Annotated in this window: 9 protein-coding genes and 1 riboswitch; of the genes, 7 read left to right on the top strand and 2 right to left on the bottom strand. The window is 62.4% G+C overall.

Features of this window, described 5'->3' with window-relative positions; translation table 11 throughout:
• Window positions 1-2: 2 nt before the first annotated feature.
• Window positions 3-110: riboswitch (ZMP/ZTP riboswitch) on the top strand.
• Between the two features lie 99 nt (window positions 111-209).
• The 4 genes from glyA (at window position 210) to MB84_RS17295 (ending at window position 9,723) form a co-directional block, all read left to right on the top strand.
• The gene (gene glyA, locus MB84_RS17315; RefSeq protein ID WP_046292659.1) at window positions 210-1,457 is read left to right on the top strand and encodes a serine hydroxymethyltransferase; all 1,248 of its coding nucleotides are present in this window, start codon (window positions 210-212) and stop codon (window positions 1,455-1,457) included.
• Between the two features lie 17 nt (window positions 1,458-1,474).
• The gene (nrdR, locus tag MB84_RS17310; RefSeq protein ID WP_046292658.1) at window positions 1,475-1,957 is read left to right on the top strand and encodes a transcriptional regulator NrdR; all 483 of its coding nucleotides are present in this window, start codon (window positions 1,475-1,477) and stop codon (window positions 1,955-1,957) included.
• 866 nt (window positions 1,958-2,823) lie between these two features.
• Window positions 2,824-5,979, top strand: a complete 3,156-nt coding sequence (locus MB84_RS17305; RefSeq protein ID WP_169835022.1) for an autotransporter family protein — start codon at window positions 2,824-2,826, stop codon at window positions 5,977-5,979.
• An 852-nt stretch (window positions 5,980-6,831) separates the two neighbouring features.
• On the top strand, window positions 6,832-9,723 hold the full coding sequence (locus tag MB84_RS17295; protein ID WP_211279316.1) for an autotransporter family protein: 2,892 nt from the start codon (window positions 6,832-6,834) through the stop codon (window positions 9,721-9,723).
• A gap of 84 nt (window positions 9,724-9,807) precedes the next feature.
• Here the strand turns inward: MB84_RS17295 and MB84_RS17290 are convergent, their stop codons facing one another.
• Together MB84_RS17290 and MB84_RS17285 are read right to left on the bottom strand one after the other, a co-directional pair.
• A complete protein-coding gene (locus tag MB84_RS17290) occupies window positions 9,808-10,872 on the bottom strand; it encodes a porin (protein ID WP_046292654.1) in 1,065 nt (354 codons plus the stop codon).
• A gap of 594 nt (window positions 10,873-11,466) precedes the next feature.
• Complete coding sequence (locus tag MB84_RS17285) at window positions 11,467-12,396, bottom strand: LysR family transcriptional regulator (RefSeq protein ID WP_046292653.1); 930 nt, start codon at window positions 12,394-12,396, stop codon at window positions 11,467-11,469.
• A 173-nt stretch (window positions 12,397-12,569) separates the two neighbouring features.
• Between MB84_RS17285 and MB84_RS17280 the strand changes: the two genes are divergently transcribed.
• The 3 genes from MB84_RS17280 to MB84_RS17270 all read left to right on the top strand — a co-directional run bounded on the left by MB84_RS17280 (window position 12,570) and on the right by MB84_RS17270 (window position 16,116).
• Complete coding sequence (locus MB84_RS17280; RefSeq protein WP_046292652.1) at window positions 12,570-13,478, top strand: VOC family protein; 909 nt, start codon at window positions 12,570-12,572, stop codon at window positions 13,476-13,478.
• A gap of 139 nt (window positions 13,479-13,617) precedes the next feature.
• Complete coding sequence (locus MB84_RS17275; protein ID WP_046292651.1) at window positions 13,618-14,499, top strand: NAD(P)-dependent oxidoreductase; 882 nt, start codon at window positions 13,618-13,620, stop codon at window positions 14,497-14,499.
• A 99-nt stretch (window positions 14,500-14,598) separates the two neighbouring features.
• Window positions 14,599-16,116, top strand: a complete 1,518-nt coding sequence (locus MB84_RS17270) for an aldehyde dehydrogenase family protein (RefSeq protein ID WP_046292650.1) — start codon at window positions 14,599-14,601, stop codon at window positions 16,114-16,116.
• Window positions 16,117-16,504 lie beyond the last annotated feature (388 nt).

Raw genomic sequence — 16,504 nt, 5'->3', positions numbered from 1 at the left:
CACAAACCCCGCGTGACTGGCGATTAGGGCCCACACCCTTGTGTGCCCGAGGTGGAGCAACCCACCGGGAAGCGCCGGGGTCTTATTTGCCGTTCGCCTGGGCAGCCGTGATGGTTGGTGCTGCCCTGTCTATCGTCTTCCGAAGCACAAAGGAAGGCGCGCCGCAGCATCCCCCTCCCGGAAAATCTGTTCAACTCAACGGAACCGCCATGTTCGACAAATCGAAATCTACCGTTGCCTCCGTCGATCCCGACGTCTGGGCCGCGATTCAGAAAGAAAACCAGCGTCAGGAAGATCACATCGAACTGATCGCGTCGGAAAACTACACCAGCCCGGCCGTGATGGAAGCGCAGGGTTCGCAACTGACCAACAAGTATGCGGAAGGTTATCCGGGCAAGCGCTATTACGGCGGTTGCGAGTATGTCGACGTCGTCGAACAACTGGCGATCGACCGCGTGAAGGCGCTGTTCGGCGCAGAAGCCGCCAACGTGCAGCCGAACTCGGGCTCGCAGGCTAACCAGGGCGTGTACTTCGCCATGCTCAAGCCGGGCGACACGATCATGGGCATGAGCCTCGCGCACGGCGGTCACCTCACGCACGGTTCGCCGGTCAACATGTCGGGCAAGTGGTTCAACGTCGTGAGCTACGGCCTGAACGAAGCCGAAGACATCGATTACGACGCTGCCGAGAAGCTGGCGCAACAACACAAGCCGAAGATGATCGTGGCAGGCGCCTCGGCCTTTGCCCTGAAGATCGATTTCGAACGCATGGCTAAGATCGCGAAGTCGGTCGGCGCCTATTTCATGGTCGACATGGCGCACTACGCGGGTCTGATCGCCGCAGGTGTGTACCCGAACCCGGTGCCGCACGCCGACTTCGTCACCACGACCACGCACAAGAGCCTGCGCGGCCCGCGCGGCGGCGTGATCCTGATGAAGGCGGAGTTCGAGAAGCCGATCAACTCGGCCATCTTCCCGGGCATTCAGGGTGGTCCGCTCATGCACGTGATCGCCGGTAAGGCCGTCGCGTTCAAGGAAGCCGCATCGCCGGAATTCAAGGAATACCAACAGCAAGTCGCGAAGAACGCGCGCGTGATGGCCGAGACGCTGGTCAAGCGCGGTCTGCGTATCGTGTCGGGCCGTACCGAATCGCACGTGATGCTGGTCGACCTGCGCGCCAAGAACATCACCGGTAAGGCTGCCGAAGCCGCGCTGGGCGAAGCGCACATCACCGTCAACAAGAACGCCATTCCGAACGATCCGGAAAAGCCGTTCGTGACCAGCGGTGTCCGTCTGGGCTCGCCGGCCATGACCACGCGCGGTTTCAAGGAAGCCGAAGCCGAGCTGGTCGGCAACCTGATCGCCGACGTGCTGGACAACCCGGAAGACGCTGAAAACCTGGCCCGCGTGCGTGCACAAGTGGCTGAGTTGACCAAGCGTTTCCCGGTCTACGGCTAAGCCACGGCGTCGCACGCATGCGCTGCCCGTTCTGCCGGCACGACGACACGCAAGTCATCGACTCGCGTGAAGCGGAAGACGGCGCCGCCATCCGGCGGCGTCGGAAATGCCCGTCGTGCGACAAGCGCTTCACGACTTACGAGCGTGTCGAACGCGCCATGCCGGTCGTCGTCAAGAAAGACGGCAGCCGCGCCGAGTACGACCGCGCGAAAGTGCGCGCCAGTATGCAGTTGGCGATTCGCAAGCGCCCCGTCAGTGCCGAAGCGATGGATGCCGCAATCGCACGCATCGAGTACAAATTGCTGGCCGGTGCGGAGCGTGAAGTGATCAGCCAGCGCATCGGCGAACTGGTGATGCGCGAGTTGAAGCGGTTGGACAAGATTGCGTACATTCGCTTCGCGTCGGTTTATCGAAGCTTCGAAGACATCGCGGAATTCCGCGATGTCCTTGAGGAAATCGACAGCCCGGACGTCAAGCCCAAGCGCAAGCCGGTGGCCTGAACACGGGCGGCGTACGCTGCCCGCGTTGAAGACTGCCGGACAGACTTAGGTGGGGAATGTCCCGCCGGTCGAATGAATGACGAAAAACCCGTCGTGCCTGAAAGGGCGCGACGGGTTTTTTTATGGGCATCCGCGGGGCATCCTCCCACGTGGATGACGGGCAATCTCGGTGCGGACTCACCCGAAATTCACACATGGGACGCGGCTGAAAGGCGCTGTCACGCCGTTGCGCGCGTGTCGCATGCATCGAAGCTTTTGGGGAAATAAGAAACGCAATAAACATTATTTTGGGATGATTCGGAAAATCGTTAAATCAATATTATAAGAATAAGCCCAAATGAAAATTCTGATTGAATTATGGGGTAAGTACTAAAAATTATCTGAACTGACAGGATTTCGATAGTTCGTCTCTAGAATTCACAACCTCGATGGTGGCAGGTGTGTCGCCGTTTTGGCGATAGCGAGTTAATTCGCTATTTGATGTGAATTGAAAATAAGAGATTTATCGAATGCAAAAGAATCATCCGAAGTCGAATGTCCTGCGTCAGACGAAGATACGTATGGCAGCTGCGGCCGTGGTAGCCGCGGTATTGCCCGCCTACGTTCACGCACAAGCGGTGCCGCAGCCGCTTGAAAAATGGGAGGTCAGTCGCAATAGCCGGATTTCGGAAATTGCGAATGCAATCGGCGATCTAAGAAATGACATCGATAAGGCGAGAGTGACGTCGGTTTTTGCCGATAAGATCGATATTCAATTGGCTTGGGTGAAGACGGTTATCGCCGACGCTGTGGGGAATGAGGATAGAGAGAAATCTTTTAGGCATCTGGCGTCTTCCATTGCCGACGATTTAAAGATCGAAGACGCGTTGCTTACCGATGCAGGGCGCGAGCAAAAGCGCGCACTGTCGGCGCTGAAGCAAAAGCTCGATGAAGCCGCTGCCGCAGCGGGGGAGGGGCGGCAAGACGTCGTCGACCGTGCGCAAAAGGCGCTGGAAACGGAAGTCGCAAAGCATGCGGGTTTTCTCGCCGACAGTGAACAGGCGTTCGAGGCGCTCAAGCGCGAGGCGCGTCTGCTGGCGATGAAGCGAGACCGCGTGCAAGGGGTGACGTCCGAGGCCGAGCTCAGCGGACTCGCCAACACCCGTCAGCTCCGTGCAACCGCGTCGAACGTAGCGACGCATGGAGGCGCGCTGACGTGGAGCGACAAACATCTGACGAATTTCATGGGGGCGGATGCGACGACCGATGCCCACAACGTGCTAGGCAAGGACAGCACGCTTGAATTCACGCGTCGCTCGGGAGAGGAATCGGATGCAATCACAGGAACGGGCGGCGTGCGCGACGTGGGCACGCTCCAGGCGCGCCGGTCTGCAGACCACGACGTGCGCGTCGACGGCGGTACGCTGAATATCCACGGGGAGATTGGGGGTGAGGGACGACTCGGCGTCACGGTGGGGAAGGGCGGCACACTGCACTTTGCCGACGGGGGCATCGGCGTGTCGTCGGACGCGAAGGACGTGACGCTGTGGGCCGGACGCAGCGAAAAGGGATCGCCTGAGGGCGGAACCATCGAGTTCGGCAAACATACGGGCGCGGGCACGGCAACGATCATCCTGAAAAAGGGCGGAAGCCTGCACTTCGCCGAGGGTGCCAACGCCGGCGTCAGTGACATCGAGATTGGACAGGGGGCGAGCGCCACGTTCCATTCGGCGACTGCCGCCGTCGCGAGCCTCCAGAACGACGGGACGCTGACGTTTGAGTCGGGGGCGAAGGCCGGTCGCGCCGATATCGTTAATCAGTCGGGCGCGCTTGTAACGTTCCGCAACGCCGATCTTCAACGCGCCGAACTCGTCAATCTGGGCACGACGCATCTGGAACGGACGATGGGCGGATCGGCGACGTTGATCAACGGCGTCGACGCGCATGTCGACGTGCTCGATTCGGACCTGCAACAACTCGGATTGGCCAATGTCGGCGTCGTTACCCTGCGGGGCAATACGCAAGCGCGCGACGCCAGAATCGAAATGCTGGGCGGCAAGTTGAACGTCTCGGATATCGAGGCGACGGCTTCGGCAGGCGAGTCCGATAAAACGCTCTCCCTCGGCTCGTTGAGCGGCGTTGGCAAGGTCGTCACGGGGCAGACGAAACTCGTGCTGGGCGAGCGCAACGAAGATGACCGCTTCGACGGCGAGATCGTGCGCGAGGAGGCGAGTACCGGCGACCGGTCGAGCACGCTGCGCCGCGCAACCAGGTCGACCGAACAATCTGCTGCGCTAACGGGCGCGAACGTGGTCAAGGTCGGTACGGGCGACCTGACGCTGGGCGGCGACCAGCGTGGCGTGGACAGCCTGCGAGTCGAGCGTGGCAGTGTGACGGCCGCGCATGCGAATGCACTGGGTTCGGGCACCGTGACGGTGACGGACAAGGGCGCAGTCAGGCTGGCGTCCGATGTCGACGGCGTGAAGCACATCGACAACGCCGGTCGGATCGAGCTCGGCACGAAAAAGCTGGCTGTGCAGAAGTACACGTCGAAGGCGGGCGCGAAGATCAGTTCGCATGTGTCGCGCGTGGGAGGGCGCGTCGCTGGGGGGGCGATTCAGGTGTCGGAAGACAGCGACTTCACGAACACGGCCATCGATGTCACCGTTGCCAACGACATCACGCTGGCCGACGTTCAGGACAAGCTCGGCGTGGTGAGCGTAGCCGAGGGGAAAACGGCCAAGCTGGGCAAAGTCACGATCGGCAGCATCGTCGGCGGGAAGACGGTGGATCCGACCGATCCGACCACGACGAGCGACCCGACCGACCCCGTCGACCCGACCGATCCGTCGGATCCTTCGGGCGTCATCACCAGCCAGAGCGTCGTGCAGTACCTGGCGGCTGGCGGCAACTACAGCGCGAACGAGCGGGCGGTGCTGGCGTCGGTCAACGGCGTCACGGTGGGCGATCTGACCGCGGGCAGGATCGGCGGCAAAGTCCTCTCGGAGATGGCACTGCAAACGGCGGGTTCGGCCGAGCAGCGCCGCTCGGCCAGCCTGCTCTCGGGCGAGTCGCTGGTGAACAACGCCCTCGCCGCGCAAGGTGCGACAACGGCATTCCAGCGCGGCATGCAGTCGCGCATGCTGGCAGGCGGCGCAATGTTCGACGACAAGACGGCTAACGGCTCGAATGCCGATCGCCATGGTATCGCCGGGTGGGCGTCGTTCTCGGGTGGCAACGCGTCGCAACGTGGCGATGCCCTGTCGTTCGACGTGCGTGGCATCGACGGCGCGATCGGTGTCGACAAGCGTATCGGCAGCAGCACGGTCGTGGGGGCGTCGGTCGGCATGGGCAACCGGAACTCGAAGGCGAAGGGCATGCCGGGCGAGTCGAAGATCAACAGCGTGAGCATCGGTTTCTACGGTTCGTATCTGAACGACGCCAATGTATTCGTCGGCGGTGGCGTGTCGTACACGAATCACAGCGTGACGACGGACCGCACGGTGGCGGCACGCAACGCATCGGCGCGTCTGTCGGGGAAAACGAGCGGCAACACACTAGGCGCATTCGGCGAGATCGGCAAGCGTATCGATGTGGTGGGTTTCAACGTCGACCCTTCGATTGGCCTGCGCGTTGCGTCCACGCGTCTGAACGCCTTCGACGAAACGAATCGCGACGGTGCGGGCAGTAACGACGGGCTGAAGGTCGGCGCGCAGTCGCAGACGTCGGCACGCAGCGTGCTGGGCGTGCGCTTCTCGCGTGACGTGATCGACTTCGATGGCGGCAAGCTGACGCCGATGCTGCGTCTGGCGTACGAGCATGAATTCGGCAATACGCAGACGAGCCTGACGAATTCGCTGTACGGCGCGCCGCGCGCGTTCAACGTGAAGGGCGCGAAGCTGGGCCGGGACATCTTCACGGCCGACCTCGGCGTCGACCTCCAGGTCAAGAAGCGCTTCAACGTGCACGTCGGCGGCAATGTCAGCGTGCGTCACGGCGAGCGCGCACTGGGCGGCGGCATCTCGGCGAAGTATCGCTTCTAAGCGACGCGTCGGGCCGCGTGTGTTGCGGATCGGCTGAATGCAGCGACGAAACCCGTCGTGTCCACGAGGACGCGGCGGGTTTTTTCGTTCGGAAACCTAAAAAAACATCGGAGGAAATGTCGCAATTGCATGGGTGAAATGTAGAGTCCCGGCGTCACGCCGACGTCCGTTTGGGAGTAGTGCGGCTAAAACACATTGAGGTATGAGCGATTAATTGAAATTTAAAACAGATCGCGTTGGGATTTAACGTTTATTGGATTGTTCAATGATGGTTGGGCGAAGTACCAAAGCGTATTGAGATCGCGATTATTCCGATAAATCGACTCCAGAATTTGCCGGAACGACGGCGGCCGACAAGCCACTGTCTGAAGCGTGATGAGGGAATTCATCATTTGAGGCGAATTGAATAGGAGTTGTCTAATGCGAGGAAATCGTCCGAAGTTGTATGCGCTGTGTCAGACAGAGATTTATGCGGCGATCGTCATGGCGGTTGCGGTCATAGGCGGGGCTCCGAATGCGACGGCTGGAAGTCTTCAGTCAAGCGGAATGGAAAACAGAGAGCAAAGGTTGAAGGCGCTGGGCCCCCTCCACGAGCACCAGAAAAACGTCGAAAAAGAGAAATCGGATGAACATGGAAAGAACATGTCTCTGCTGGGAACGGAAATCCCTATTCATAATTCTCTGACAAACCTTACCGATGCCGACGAGTTGAAGAAAACCCTGGGGAATCAGTTGGTGGATATACAAGACGCCATAGACGTTGTTCAAAAGCGGATAGACGAAGGGAAGGAACTGCCGAAGGATAAAGATCTTATTCGCGAACTGAGTGACTTGAAAGGGAGGGTCGATGCGGTGGCGAATAGCCAAAACCCATTGGCGGGGCTGGAGCGTACGGCCCTGGATGATCTCCTGAGTGAAGATACGAACAAATTCAAGGATTCGCTCGCCGCATTGGTTCAGGCAAAAAAGGATTCCGAGCTCGTTGGCTACAAACTTCAACGTTGGCATGACGCCGACGACGAAAAGACGGCGAGTCGTCTCAGCGTCACCAAGGAATTGAATGCCTCCGCCAACGGGGTCGATCTGGTTCCCAATACCGACTACGTCACATGGAACGACAAGAACCAGATCGACTTCATGTCGGATGCCACGCCTGTCGATGGCCAGTCGCTGATCGATGCCAAAACGACGCTTGAGATTTCGGCGCGCTCCGGGCGATTGTCCGACGCGATTTACGGCGCCACCGGTCAGCAGAGGGACGTGGGCACGATCCGAGCGGTCAACGGCGCGGACCACACAGTGCGTGTCGACGGTGGCACGCTCTCCGTTTATCAGGGCATCGACGGGGAGGGCACCCTGACGCTGAACGTCGGTAGCAACGGCGCGCTCAAGTTCGCGGAGGGCGGTCAGGGTATTTCGGACGCCGCACAACACATCACACTGAGTGCGGGGAAATCGGATGGGCAGCCGCCGGAAGCTCCGGGTGGCACGATCGATTTTTTCAAGGGAACGAGTGCCGGAGCGGCGAGGCTCCAGATTCACGACGCAGGCGCACTCACATTCAACCCGGGCTCGACTGGCGGCCGTAGCGTCATCGAAGTCGAAACGGGCGGAGTCGTCGGGTTCGATGAGGCAAATGTCGCCGACGCTACGATCCTTAACAGCGGGTTCGTGGGAATGCGAAAGGCTACGGGCGGGGCCGGGGTCATTGAAAACAGGCAGGGCGGGCAGCTCGTCGTGGTGGATAGCGATCTGGAGGCGCGCCGGATCGTCAACGCAGGCGTGACCAATCTTTCCGGAACGACAACGGCGGACTCGGCAACCATCGCGATGGAGGACGGTGCGCTCAGTCTCGTGGACCTCGATCCCCGTCTCCGAGACGATCCACCGGCCGAACGGTCATTGACCATCGGTTCGCTTTCGGGCAGCGGCCATGTGGTCACTGGTGGCAAAACGCTCAAGCTCGGCGCGCTTGGCAAGGATGATGTCTTCAGCGGCGATATCGTCAAGCTCGATACCGATAAGTTCGGTGCCACCGTCGCGAAAGTCGGCACCGGCAACCTGACCTTCAGCGGTGACCAGAGCGACATCGATTCGTTGACGGTCGAGAGCGGCACGCTCACCGCAGCGCACCGCAACGCCCTCGGTACCGGGCTGCTCGCGCTCTCCGCCCCCGGTACGATCTCGCTGGCCAACGATGTCTACGACGTCAAGAAATTCGAGAATGCCGGCACGCTCAAACTCCACGGTTACCGGATCGTGATGGACGAATACGAATCGAAGGGCAAGGATGCCAGGATCGAGTCGGACGCCAGGCGCGATCCGAGTGCCCCCGACGAAGTGCATCGCGGCACGATTCACATCAAAAAGAAGGGCGACTTCACGGATACCAGGATCGTTCTGACGCCGGATGGATCGGTGAGCGCCAAAGAACTGCTGGACAAGAAGATTCAGGTCGTCACGCATGATCCCGATGCCGACGTGAAACTCGGCGAGGTCGACTACGGCAGCATTCCTACAGAGCCGGGCGAGGGTGGTGGTGGCGACGGCGGCGACGGTGATGTCGTCGTCGACCCGAACAAGGAGATCGCCTTCCTCGATCCCGATGCGCCCTACACCGGCAACGAGAAGGGCCTGCTGGATTCGCTTCAGGGCGTGACGCTCAACGACATCGTCGACGCCCGGGTGGGCGGTTCGGTCCTCGGTCAGTTGGTGTTGCTTCCCGCAGGTTCCGCCGAGCAGCGTCGTGCGGCACGCATGCTCTCGGGCGAATCGCTCGTGAACAACGCGGATGCTGCCTACAGCGCGTCCGACGCCTTTCGCAGCAGCCTGCAGACGCGTATGCTCGCGGGCGGCTCGCTGCCCGACTGCAACGCAACCAACGGGCAGAGCGCGGGGCAGAACGGCATGTCGGTGTGGGGCGCGTTCAAGGGCGTCGGCGCGACTCGGAGTGACGGCGAACAGCGCTTCTCCACCTCAGGCGTCGACGGTGCGTTCGGTGTCGACAAACGCCTCAATCGGAACGCGCTCGTGGGTGTCGCGCTCGGGTTGGGCAGCAGGACGTCCCGCGCCGACGATCTGCCGGGCGACGCCAGCATCAGGAGCGCCAGCGCGGGCCTGTACGGTTCGTATCTGAGCGACACACGCTGGTTCGCCAACGGTGGCCTCTTCTTCACCCACCATAACGTGACGACCGAGCGCACAGTGGCCGCCCGCGATGTGTCGGCACGGGTCGCGGGCAAGACCAGCGGCCGCACGCTCGGACTGTTCGGTGAAGTCGGGCAGCGCGTGCTTGCCGGCGGTATGAACGTCGATCCGTTTATCGGTTTGCGGATCGCCTCGACGCGTCTGAACGGCTACGACGAAACGGATCGCGACGCCGGACAGGGCAACAACGGCCTGCACGTCGGGTCGCAGGTCAGCAACTCGCGGCGGGCCATTCTCGGTGTGCGTCTGTGGCGCGAACTGGTGAATACGCGCGGCGGCAGCGTGATTCCGTCGTTACGGCTGGCGTACGAACACGTGTTCGGCGATACGCAAAGCAGCCTCACGAACGCCATTTATGGTGCACCGCGCGCCTTTACGGTCAAGGGTGTCAAGCTCGGACGCGATATCTTCACCGCCGATCTCGGCGCCGACGTGCGTGTCACCCGGCAACTCAACGTCCACGTCGGCGGCAATCTGAGCCTGCGCTCGGGGGAGAGGGCAATCGCGGGCGGTGTAACGGCGAAGTACATGTTCTGACATAAACGCCATCGACAGGCCCCCCAAAGCAAACCGCCCGGTCAGCACCGGGCGGTTTGTCCTTTTGTGACGCGCTTGCCGTCGTCAGAACGAGTGCGATACCCCGATGTAAGCACCCATTTGGTTCTTGCCCGCTGGCGGGTTGTCCAGCGAGTCGCTCGGAATTGCCGCCACCGAGAAGCTCTGGCCTGAGCTGTTCATCACGTACGCGATCGTGCCGTACAGGAAGGTGCGTTTCGAGAGGTTGTAAGTGGTGCCCAGTTCGGCCATCGTGGCGTGCCCGAAGCCGCCCGGCACGTTCACGTGATAGACCGCCGCGTTGGCTGCCCACACCGCCGTCGCCTGGTACTTCACCCCGGCCCAGTAGTGGTCGGCGCGTGTGGCGAAGCTGGGGGCGGGCGCGTCCGGCGCGGACATGTGCGTGTAGCCCAGCGAGATCGTGAAGCGGTTCAGGAAGATATTCGCACCGGCGAAGTATTCCCGCGACGTGGCGAACACGTCGGTGAAGCGTCCGTTGGTGTCGCGAATTTCGTCGTACAACGCGCGCAACTGGAACCGATCGTGCGTGTAAGTCAGCTGTGCGCCCATACCACGGCCGTTGTTGAACTGCCCGGCGATGTTAGAGAAGGCGTACTGACCGACAATGTCGAACCCGCGCCAGTTCGGGCTTTGATAGTTGACGGTATTGCTCGCCTGCGGCCAGTTGCGCCCACGCACCAGCGACGCCGACGAAAAGGCCTGCTGCTGGAATGGATCGAAGTCCCAGACGCCGTTACTGATGAACAGGTTGCGCCCGAGCGTCAATTGGCCCCATGAGCGGGAGTTGAAGCCGACCAGGGCACGGCGGTCGAAGATCGAACCCGAGCCGTTGTTGTTGTAACCGTTCATCAACTGGAAGCCGCCTTCCAGATTGAATACCGCATGCAATCCCTGCCCGAGATCTTCGTAGCCGCGCAGGCCGAACAGGCTCGTGCCGTAGTCGCCGCCCTGCGCGCTGAAGCGCGAGGTGGTGCCGCCGTTGCCGTCCTGCAAATTGTTCATGAACTGAAAGCCGCCATCGACGCGGCCGTAGAGTTGCACGCTCGATTGCGCGTGCGCAAACGTACCGATGCCGCAAAGCAGGCTTGCTGCAATGAGCTTCTTCTTCATGATCTGCTCCCCAGGTTGCGTTTTGCCCCGCACCTTCTTTTGCGTGGTTATGCCCGTCGTCGTCGCGATACGCCCGCGCAGGGGCGTGCACAGACATCGGCGGAAAAGCCTGAAATTTCGTTACGAGTGACGAGAAATCGGCAATCGGGGACGCCTGGGCAACGGGCGCCGCGTGGGGGAACGCGGCCGGTTGCGAGTGATGCCTGCACGTTCTGCATATCCATTTCGGACACTTCGAACGTCACGCTCTGGTATTCAGAGATCGTCGTCATGGCAGTCCACTGGCGTTGGGTCGGCGACAGCGCAATGCGCGCGCAGCCATGCGACCGGAATGCGTGGCGGGAAGGGGCGTAACGACCCGAATTGCGGGTCGATTAAGTTCGCATTACGTACGATTTCGTGACGCGAGACCAACACACCTTCGCCTGATTGGCTTCTTTATATCCGAATTCGTCCTGACGCAACATCAGGGAAAGGCTTAGTTTTTCGACTGTTGCGCGCCAGCAACCAGACGGCGTCCGGCGGGACACTTCTGCAGCGAAAAGTCCCGTGGAGGCATTTCAGTCGTCCGTTTTGGTCTGCGGCTCGGGCGCGTCAGTCGGGCGCACCAAAGGCTTCCATCTTACTGGCGAGGTGCGTGAGTAATCGGTTGGCGGCACCGGACAAGCGTCGCCCGGCGCGCGTGATCAGATGCGCTTCGGCACTGCTGAGAATCGGATGGTCGATGGGCAGGGCGCGCAGCACGCCTGCTTCGATTTCCTGTGAGACGGCAAACGTGGGCAAAAACGTTGCGCCAAGACCGGCGCGCACGAAGTGCTTGAGCACGGAAATCGAGTTGGTCGTGACCGTCGGCACGAGACGGTGCTTCTCCGACTGCTCGGCCAGCTCCATCAGTTGACGCGTGCCGTAGGAGCCGTGCATGAGTGCGAGCGGCACATCGTAGAGCGCGTCGAGCGTGAGCGTGCCGCGCTTGTCCGCCTGCTCGATCAGCGGCGAATCGGGCGCGACGATGGCGTGCACCGGCTGCGCCAACTGAGCGCGTGAGACGATCTTGGGCTCGGCGGGCGGGTTGTAGACGAGTCCGATGTCCGCATCGTCTTCCGCCACGAGCCGCATCACTTCGTTCGTCCCGGCCAGATCGAGCGTGAGGGTGATGTCGGGATACCGTTTGCAGAAGAACTGCAGCGGCGCCCCCATCAGATCGCTGACGAAGCCCTCGCCGACCGCCAGTCGAATGTGGCCACGCCGCAACCCGCGCACTTCCTGAAGCTTGGCGAGCAAGTCCTCCTGGTGCGCGCGCTGCTCGCGGTAGTACTCCATGAGCAAACGACCGGCCTGCGTCAGGTGGACCCCGCGCTTGTGGCGTTCGATCAGCGGCAGCGCCAGTTCGGCCTCCAGCAAGGCGATCTGGCGGCTGACGGCGGACGGGGCGATGTCAAGTCTGTCGGCGGCGGCGCGCACGGTGCCGCACTGAACGGCTTCGAACAGATACGACAGACGACTTTCGTTGATGGCAGGTGTCATGCCCTAAAGACTAATAATTAGAACAAAAATGTTCAAGCGTTGTCATTGAGCGTCGTTTTTTTTCAATCCACACTGCGAAGCATGCGGATCGGCCCCGACGTCGTGCAACGAACCCAGGCGAGGCCCGATGTCGGCGGTCCGATTCCGCGCCACTCACCCCTCGGAGGCACCCGATGAGCCTGACGATTCCGCCGCGCAATTCGCGATTCGGTATCGATCACCCGCTGGTGACGGTCCATGACCATCCGCGGCGGCTGGCGCATTACGAGCGCATGGGGTTTGCCCCGTCGCCGGTGTCGTATCACCCGTGGGGCACGGTCACGTCGCTGATGATGTTCGGCGACAACTTTATCGAACTGATCGGCGTGGACGACGCGAGCAAGTTCGGCACGAACGCGCTCGGCGACTTCTGTTTCGGCCGCTATCTCGGCCGTTTCCTCGCCCGCGAAGAGGGCGTCTCCCTCGTTGCCCTGCACAGCAAGGACGCTCGCGCCGACCACACCCGCCTCGCGCAGGCCGGGCTCGAGACGCAGGGCATCATCGATTTTCGCCGCGCCATGCGCAAGCCCGACGGCACGCCCGACGAGGCCGTGGTCGCGCTGGGCCTGCTCATCGACGACGTCCTCGGCGACGCTTCCAATTTCATCTGCCACCAGCAGCGCCCCGAGCTGATCTGGGCGCCCGAATGGCAGCATCACCCGAACGGTGTCACCGGCATCGTCGGTATTACGTATGTAACGCCCGACATGGTGTCGTTGCGCAGGCTCGCTACCCGCTGGCAGCGCATCTACGGCGCGCGCCACGTCGATCTGTACGACGGCGGCGCTGTGGCGGACACCGGATGCGGGCACTTGCGGGCGATGTCGCCGCAGCGCGCCGAAGCGCGCTATGCCGCCGTGGGTCTGCCGATGGCGCAGGGCGTACGCACGCACGCCGTGGCGATCACGCTGCTCACGCCGGATCTGGCGCACGTCGAGGCGCTGTGGCGGGAGAACGGCGTGCCTTATGGCTATAACGAGCATGGACTGGTCGTGGAGCCCGAGTTCGCGGGCAATGTGGTGCTGGAGTTCGTCAATCACTAGCGCCCGTACCCGTCAGCCCATAACGGTCCATGTAACGATCCCCTGAATTTACTCACCGACCGGATGTCCCGGGCGGTGTCGAGCAACGCGGCGTCGCACGTGGGGGCGGTGTCATCTTCGCAGTCAAACTGGAGTCAACATGAAAATCATCGGAGTGGTCGGACTGGGCAATATGGGACGCGGCATGGCGCTGTCGTTGCAGCGCGGCGGTTTCACGGTGCTTGGGTTCGATCCGTCGTCGGCCGCCGGTGCCGCGCTCGCGCAAGCCGGTATCGGCCTGCGCGCCTCGGTTGCCGAACTCGCTCGCGAAGCCGACGCCCTCGTGCTGTCGTTGCCGACGTCGCAAGTCGTCGAGGCCGTGGTGAACGGCGCGAACGGCATCGCCGCGAACGGGCGCGAAGGTCTGGTCGTGATCGACACGTCGACGGCCGATCCGCAAAGCACCCGCGCGCTGGCCGTCACGCTGCGCGAAAAAGGCATTGCGCTGATCGACGCGCCGGTCTCCGGCGGCCCGAAGGGCGCGCTCAATGGTGCGCTGACGATGGTGCTGGGCGGCTCGGCTGAAGACGTCGCCCGCATCGAGCCGGTGCTCGCCGCCATGTCGGCCAAGCGCGTGCACATCGGTGATGTCGGTGCCGGTCACGTGACCAAGCTGATCAACAACCTGATGTGCGCCGCCCACCTCGTGGTGGCCGGTGAAGCGATGCGTCTGGCGAAGGCCGCCGGTGTGGCCCCGGAACAGGTGCTCGAAGGCCTGAACGCCGGGTCGGGTCGCAGCGGCATCACGCAAACCAATTATCCGACGTGGATCCTGAACGACGCCTTCGACTCCGGCTTCACGATGAAGCTCATGCGCAAGGACGTGCGTCTGGCCATGGCGCTGGCCGAGCAGACGGGCACGCTCGCCACGGGCCCGCTGTCGGCGGAAGTCGGACGCCTTTGGGCCGCGAGCGCTGCGACCGTGGGCGACGACGAAGATTTCAACCGTATCGTGCAGTTCATCGAGCCGGGCCGCGCGTAATTACGGCGCGCCTGCTTCAACGTTTCACGACGTACCCCTCTGATTTTTTGTTTTGACGACACGATGCGCGCCCGAGCGCGCATCGCACGGAGCTTTCTCATGGCAAACCAACAAGCCGCCTTGCTCGGCGCATTCGCGAAGTTTTTCCCTAACGCCACGACCATCGGCTCGTTCGTCAATGGCGAACTGGTCGTAGACACGGGCGACTCTAGCATCGACATCGTGAACCCGGCCACCGGCCAGACCGTGCTGGCTTACCGCGATGCGGGTGCCGCCGTCGTGGCGCAGGCCGCCGAGGCCGCACAAGCGGCGCAAAAGACCTGGTGGGCGCTCACGCACGCCGCGCGGGGTCGTGTGATGCAAGCCGTCGGCGCGAAGATTCGCGAAAACGCCGAAGCGCTCGCCCAGCTCGAATCCATCGGGGCAGGCAAGCCGATCCGCGATTGCCGTGGCGAAGTGGCCAAGGTGGCGGAGATGTTCGAGTACTACGCCGGATGGACCGACAAGTTCTTCGGCGACGTCATTCCCGTGCCGAGCACCCACCTGAACTACACGCGTCGCGAAGCCATGGGCGTGGTGCTGCAAATCACGCCGTGGAACGCGCCGGTCTTCACCTGCGGCTGGCAACTGGCCCCGGCGATCGCCATGGGCAATGGCGTGCTGCTCAAGCCGTCGGAACTCACGCCGGCCAGTTCGCTGGTCGTGGCCGCCCTTGCCGAGCAGGCGGGTGTGCCGCGCGGTCTCATCAACGTGCTTGCCGGTTACGGCCATACGACGGGCCAGGCCGCAATTTCGCATCCGGTCGTCAAGAAGGTCGTGTTCGTCGGCTCACCTGCCACGGGCAGCAAGATCGCCACCGCCGCTGCGCAACGTCTGTTGCCGAGCGTGCTGGAACTGGGCGGCAAGTCGGCCAACATCGTGTTCGACGACGCCGACCTCAAGCGCGCGTGCCTCGGTGCGCAGGCTGCCATCTTCTCGAGCGCGGGCCAGAGCTGTGTGGCCGGTTCACGTCTGCTGGTGCAGCGCGGCGTGTACGACCAGATGATCGACATGCTGGCGCGTGGCGCGGAGAAGATTCGCGTGGGCGAGCCGATGGACGACACCACCGAAGTCGGTCCGATCTGCAACCGCACGCAGTATCAGCACGTCATGAACATGATCGACGCGGGCGTCGAAGGCGGTGCGCGTCTGGCGGCGGGTTCGCAACAACGCAGCGACGGCGGCTTCTTCGTGCGCCCGACCGTGCTGGCCGACGCCAACAACGCGATGGGCGTGGCCCGTACCGAAATCTTCGGCCCGGTGGTCGTGGCGATTCCGTTCGACACGGAAGAAGAAGCGCTGGCGATTGCGAACGACAGCGAGTTCGGTCTGGCGGGCGCCGTCTGGACGCAGGACGTGGCCCGCGCGCACCGTGTGGCGTCGCAGGTCAACGCCGGTACGTTCTGGATCAACGGCTACAAGACCATCAACGTCGCCTCGCCGTTCGGCGGCTACGGCCACAGCGGTTATGGCCGTTCCAGCGGCGTGGAAGCGCTGTACGAGTACACGCAGACGAAGAGCGTCTGGGTCGAGACGGCCGCCAATCCGGCGACGCCGTTCGGCTACGTCGAAGCGTGACACCCCGGGCTGGCGGGGGCGAAAGCCCGCCGTCGTCCGGTGGGAATTGCTGTCATCGTGCGTTCAGTTGTCGGGAACGCATGGCAACAGGGCAACAAAAGGGTAGTGAGTGTGCCGGGCACCGGTCGCGAGACGTCGTCCGGCATGCGAGCGTTTCAGCCTGCGGGACAGAGGGCCGAAACGGTGTTTTTGACCGCGTATAATGCCGCCCTCGGGTGGTTCGGCGCGGGGGATCGATTACGCTGTTGCTGTCACCAAGGTGTGCCAACATGGCGGGCGTTCAGCCGCCATGCCCCAAGAGTTCGCCGGTGTATCCCGTCGTGATCGGATCGACGGGCGTCACCGGACGGACGGCGTGCCGAACTTCCTTAACTACCGAAATGGTGGT

This window comes from Pandoraea oxalativorans (genome assembly GCF_000972785.3).
GTDB classification, from domain to species: domain Bacteria; phylum Pseudomonadota; class Gammaproteobacteria; order Burkholderiales; family Burkholderiaceae; genus Pandoraea; species Pandoraea oxalativorans.
This window is presented reverse-complemented; position numbering and strand designations above follow the sequence as displayed.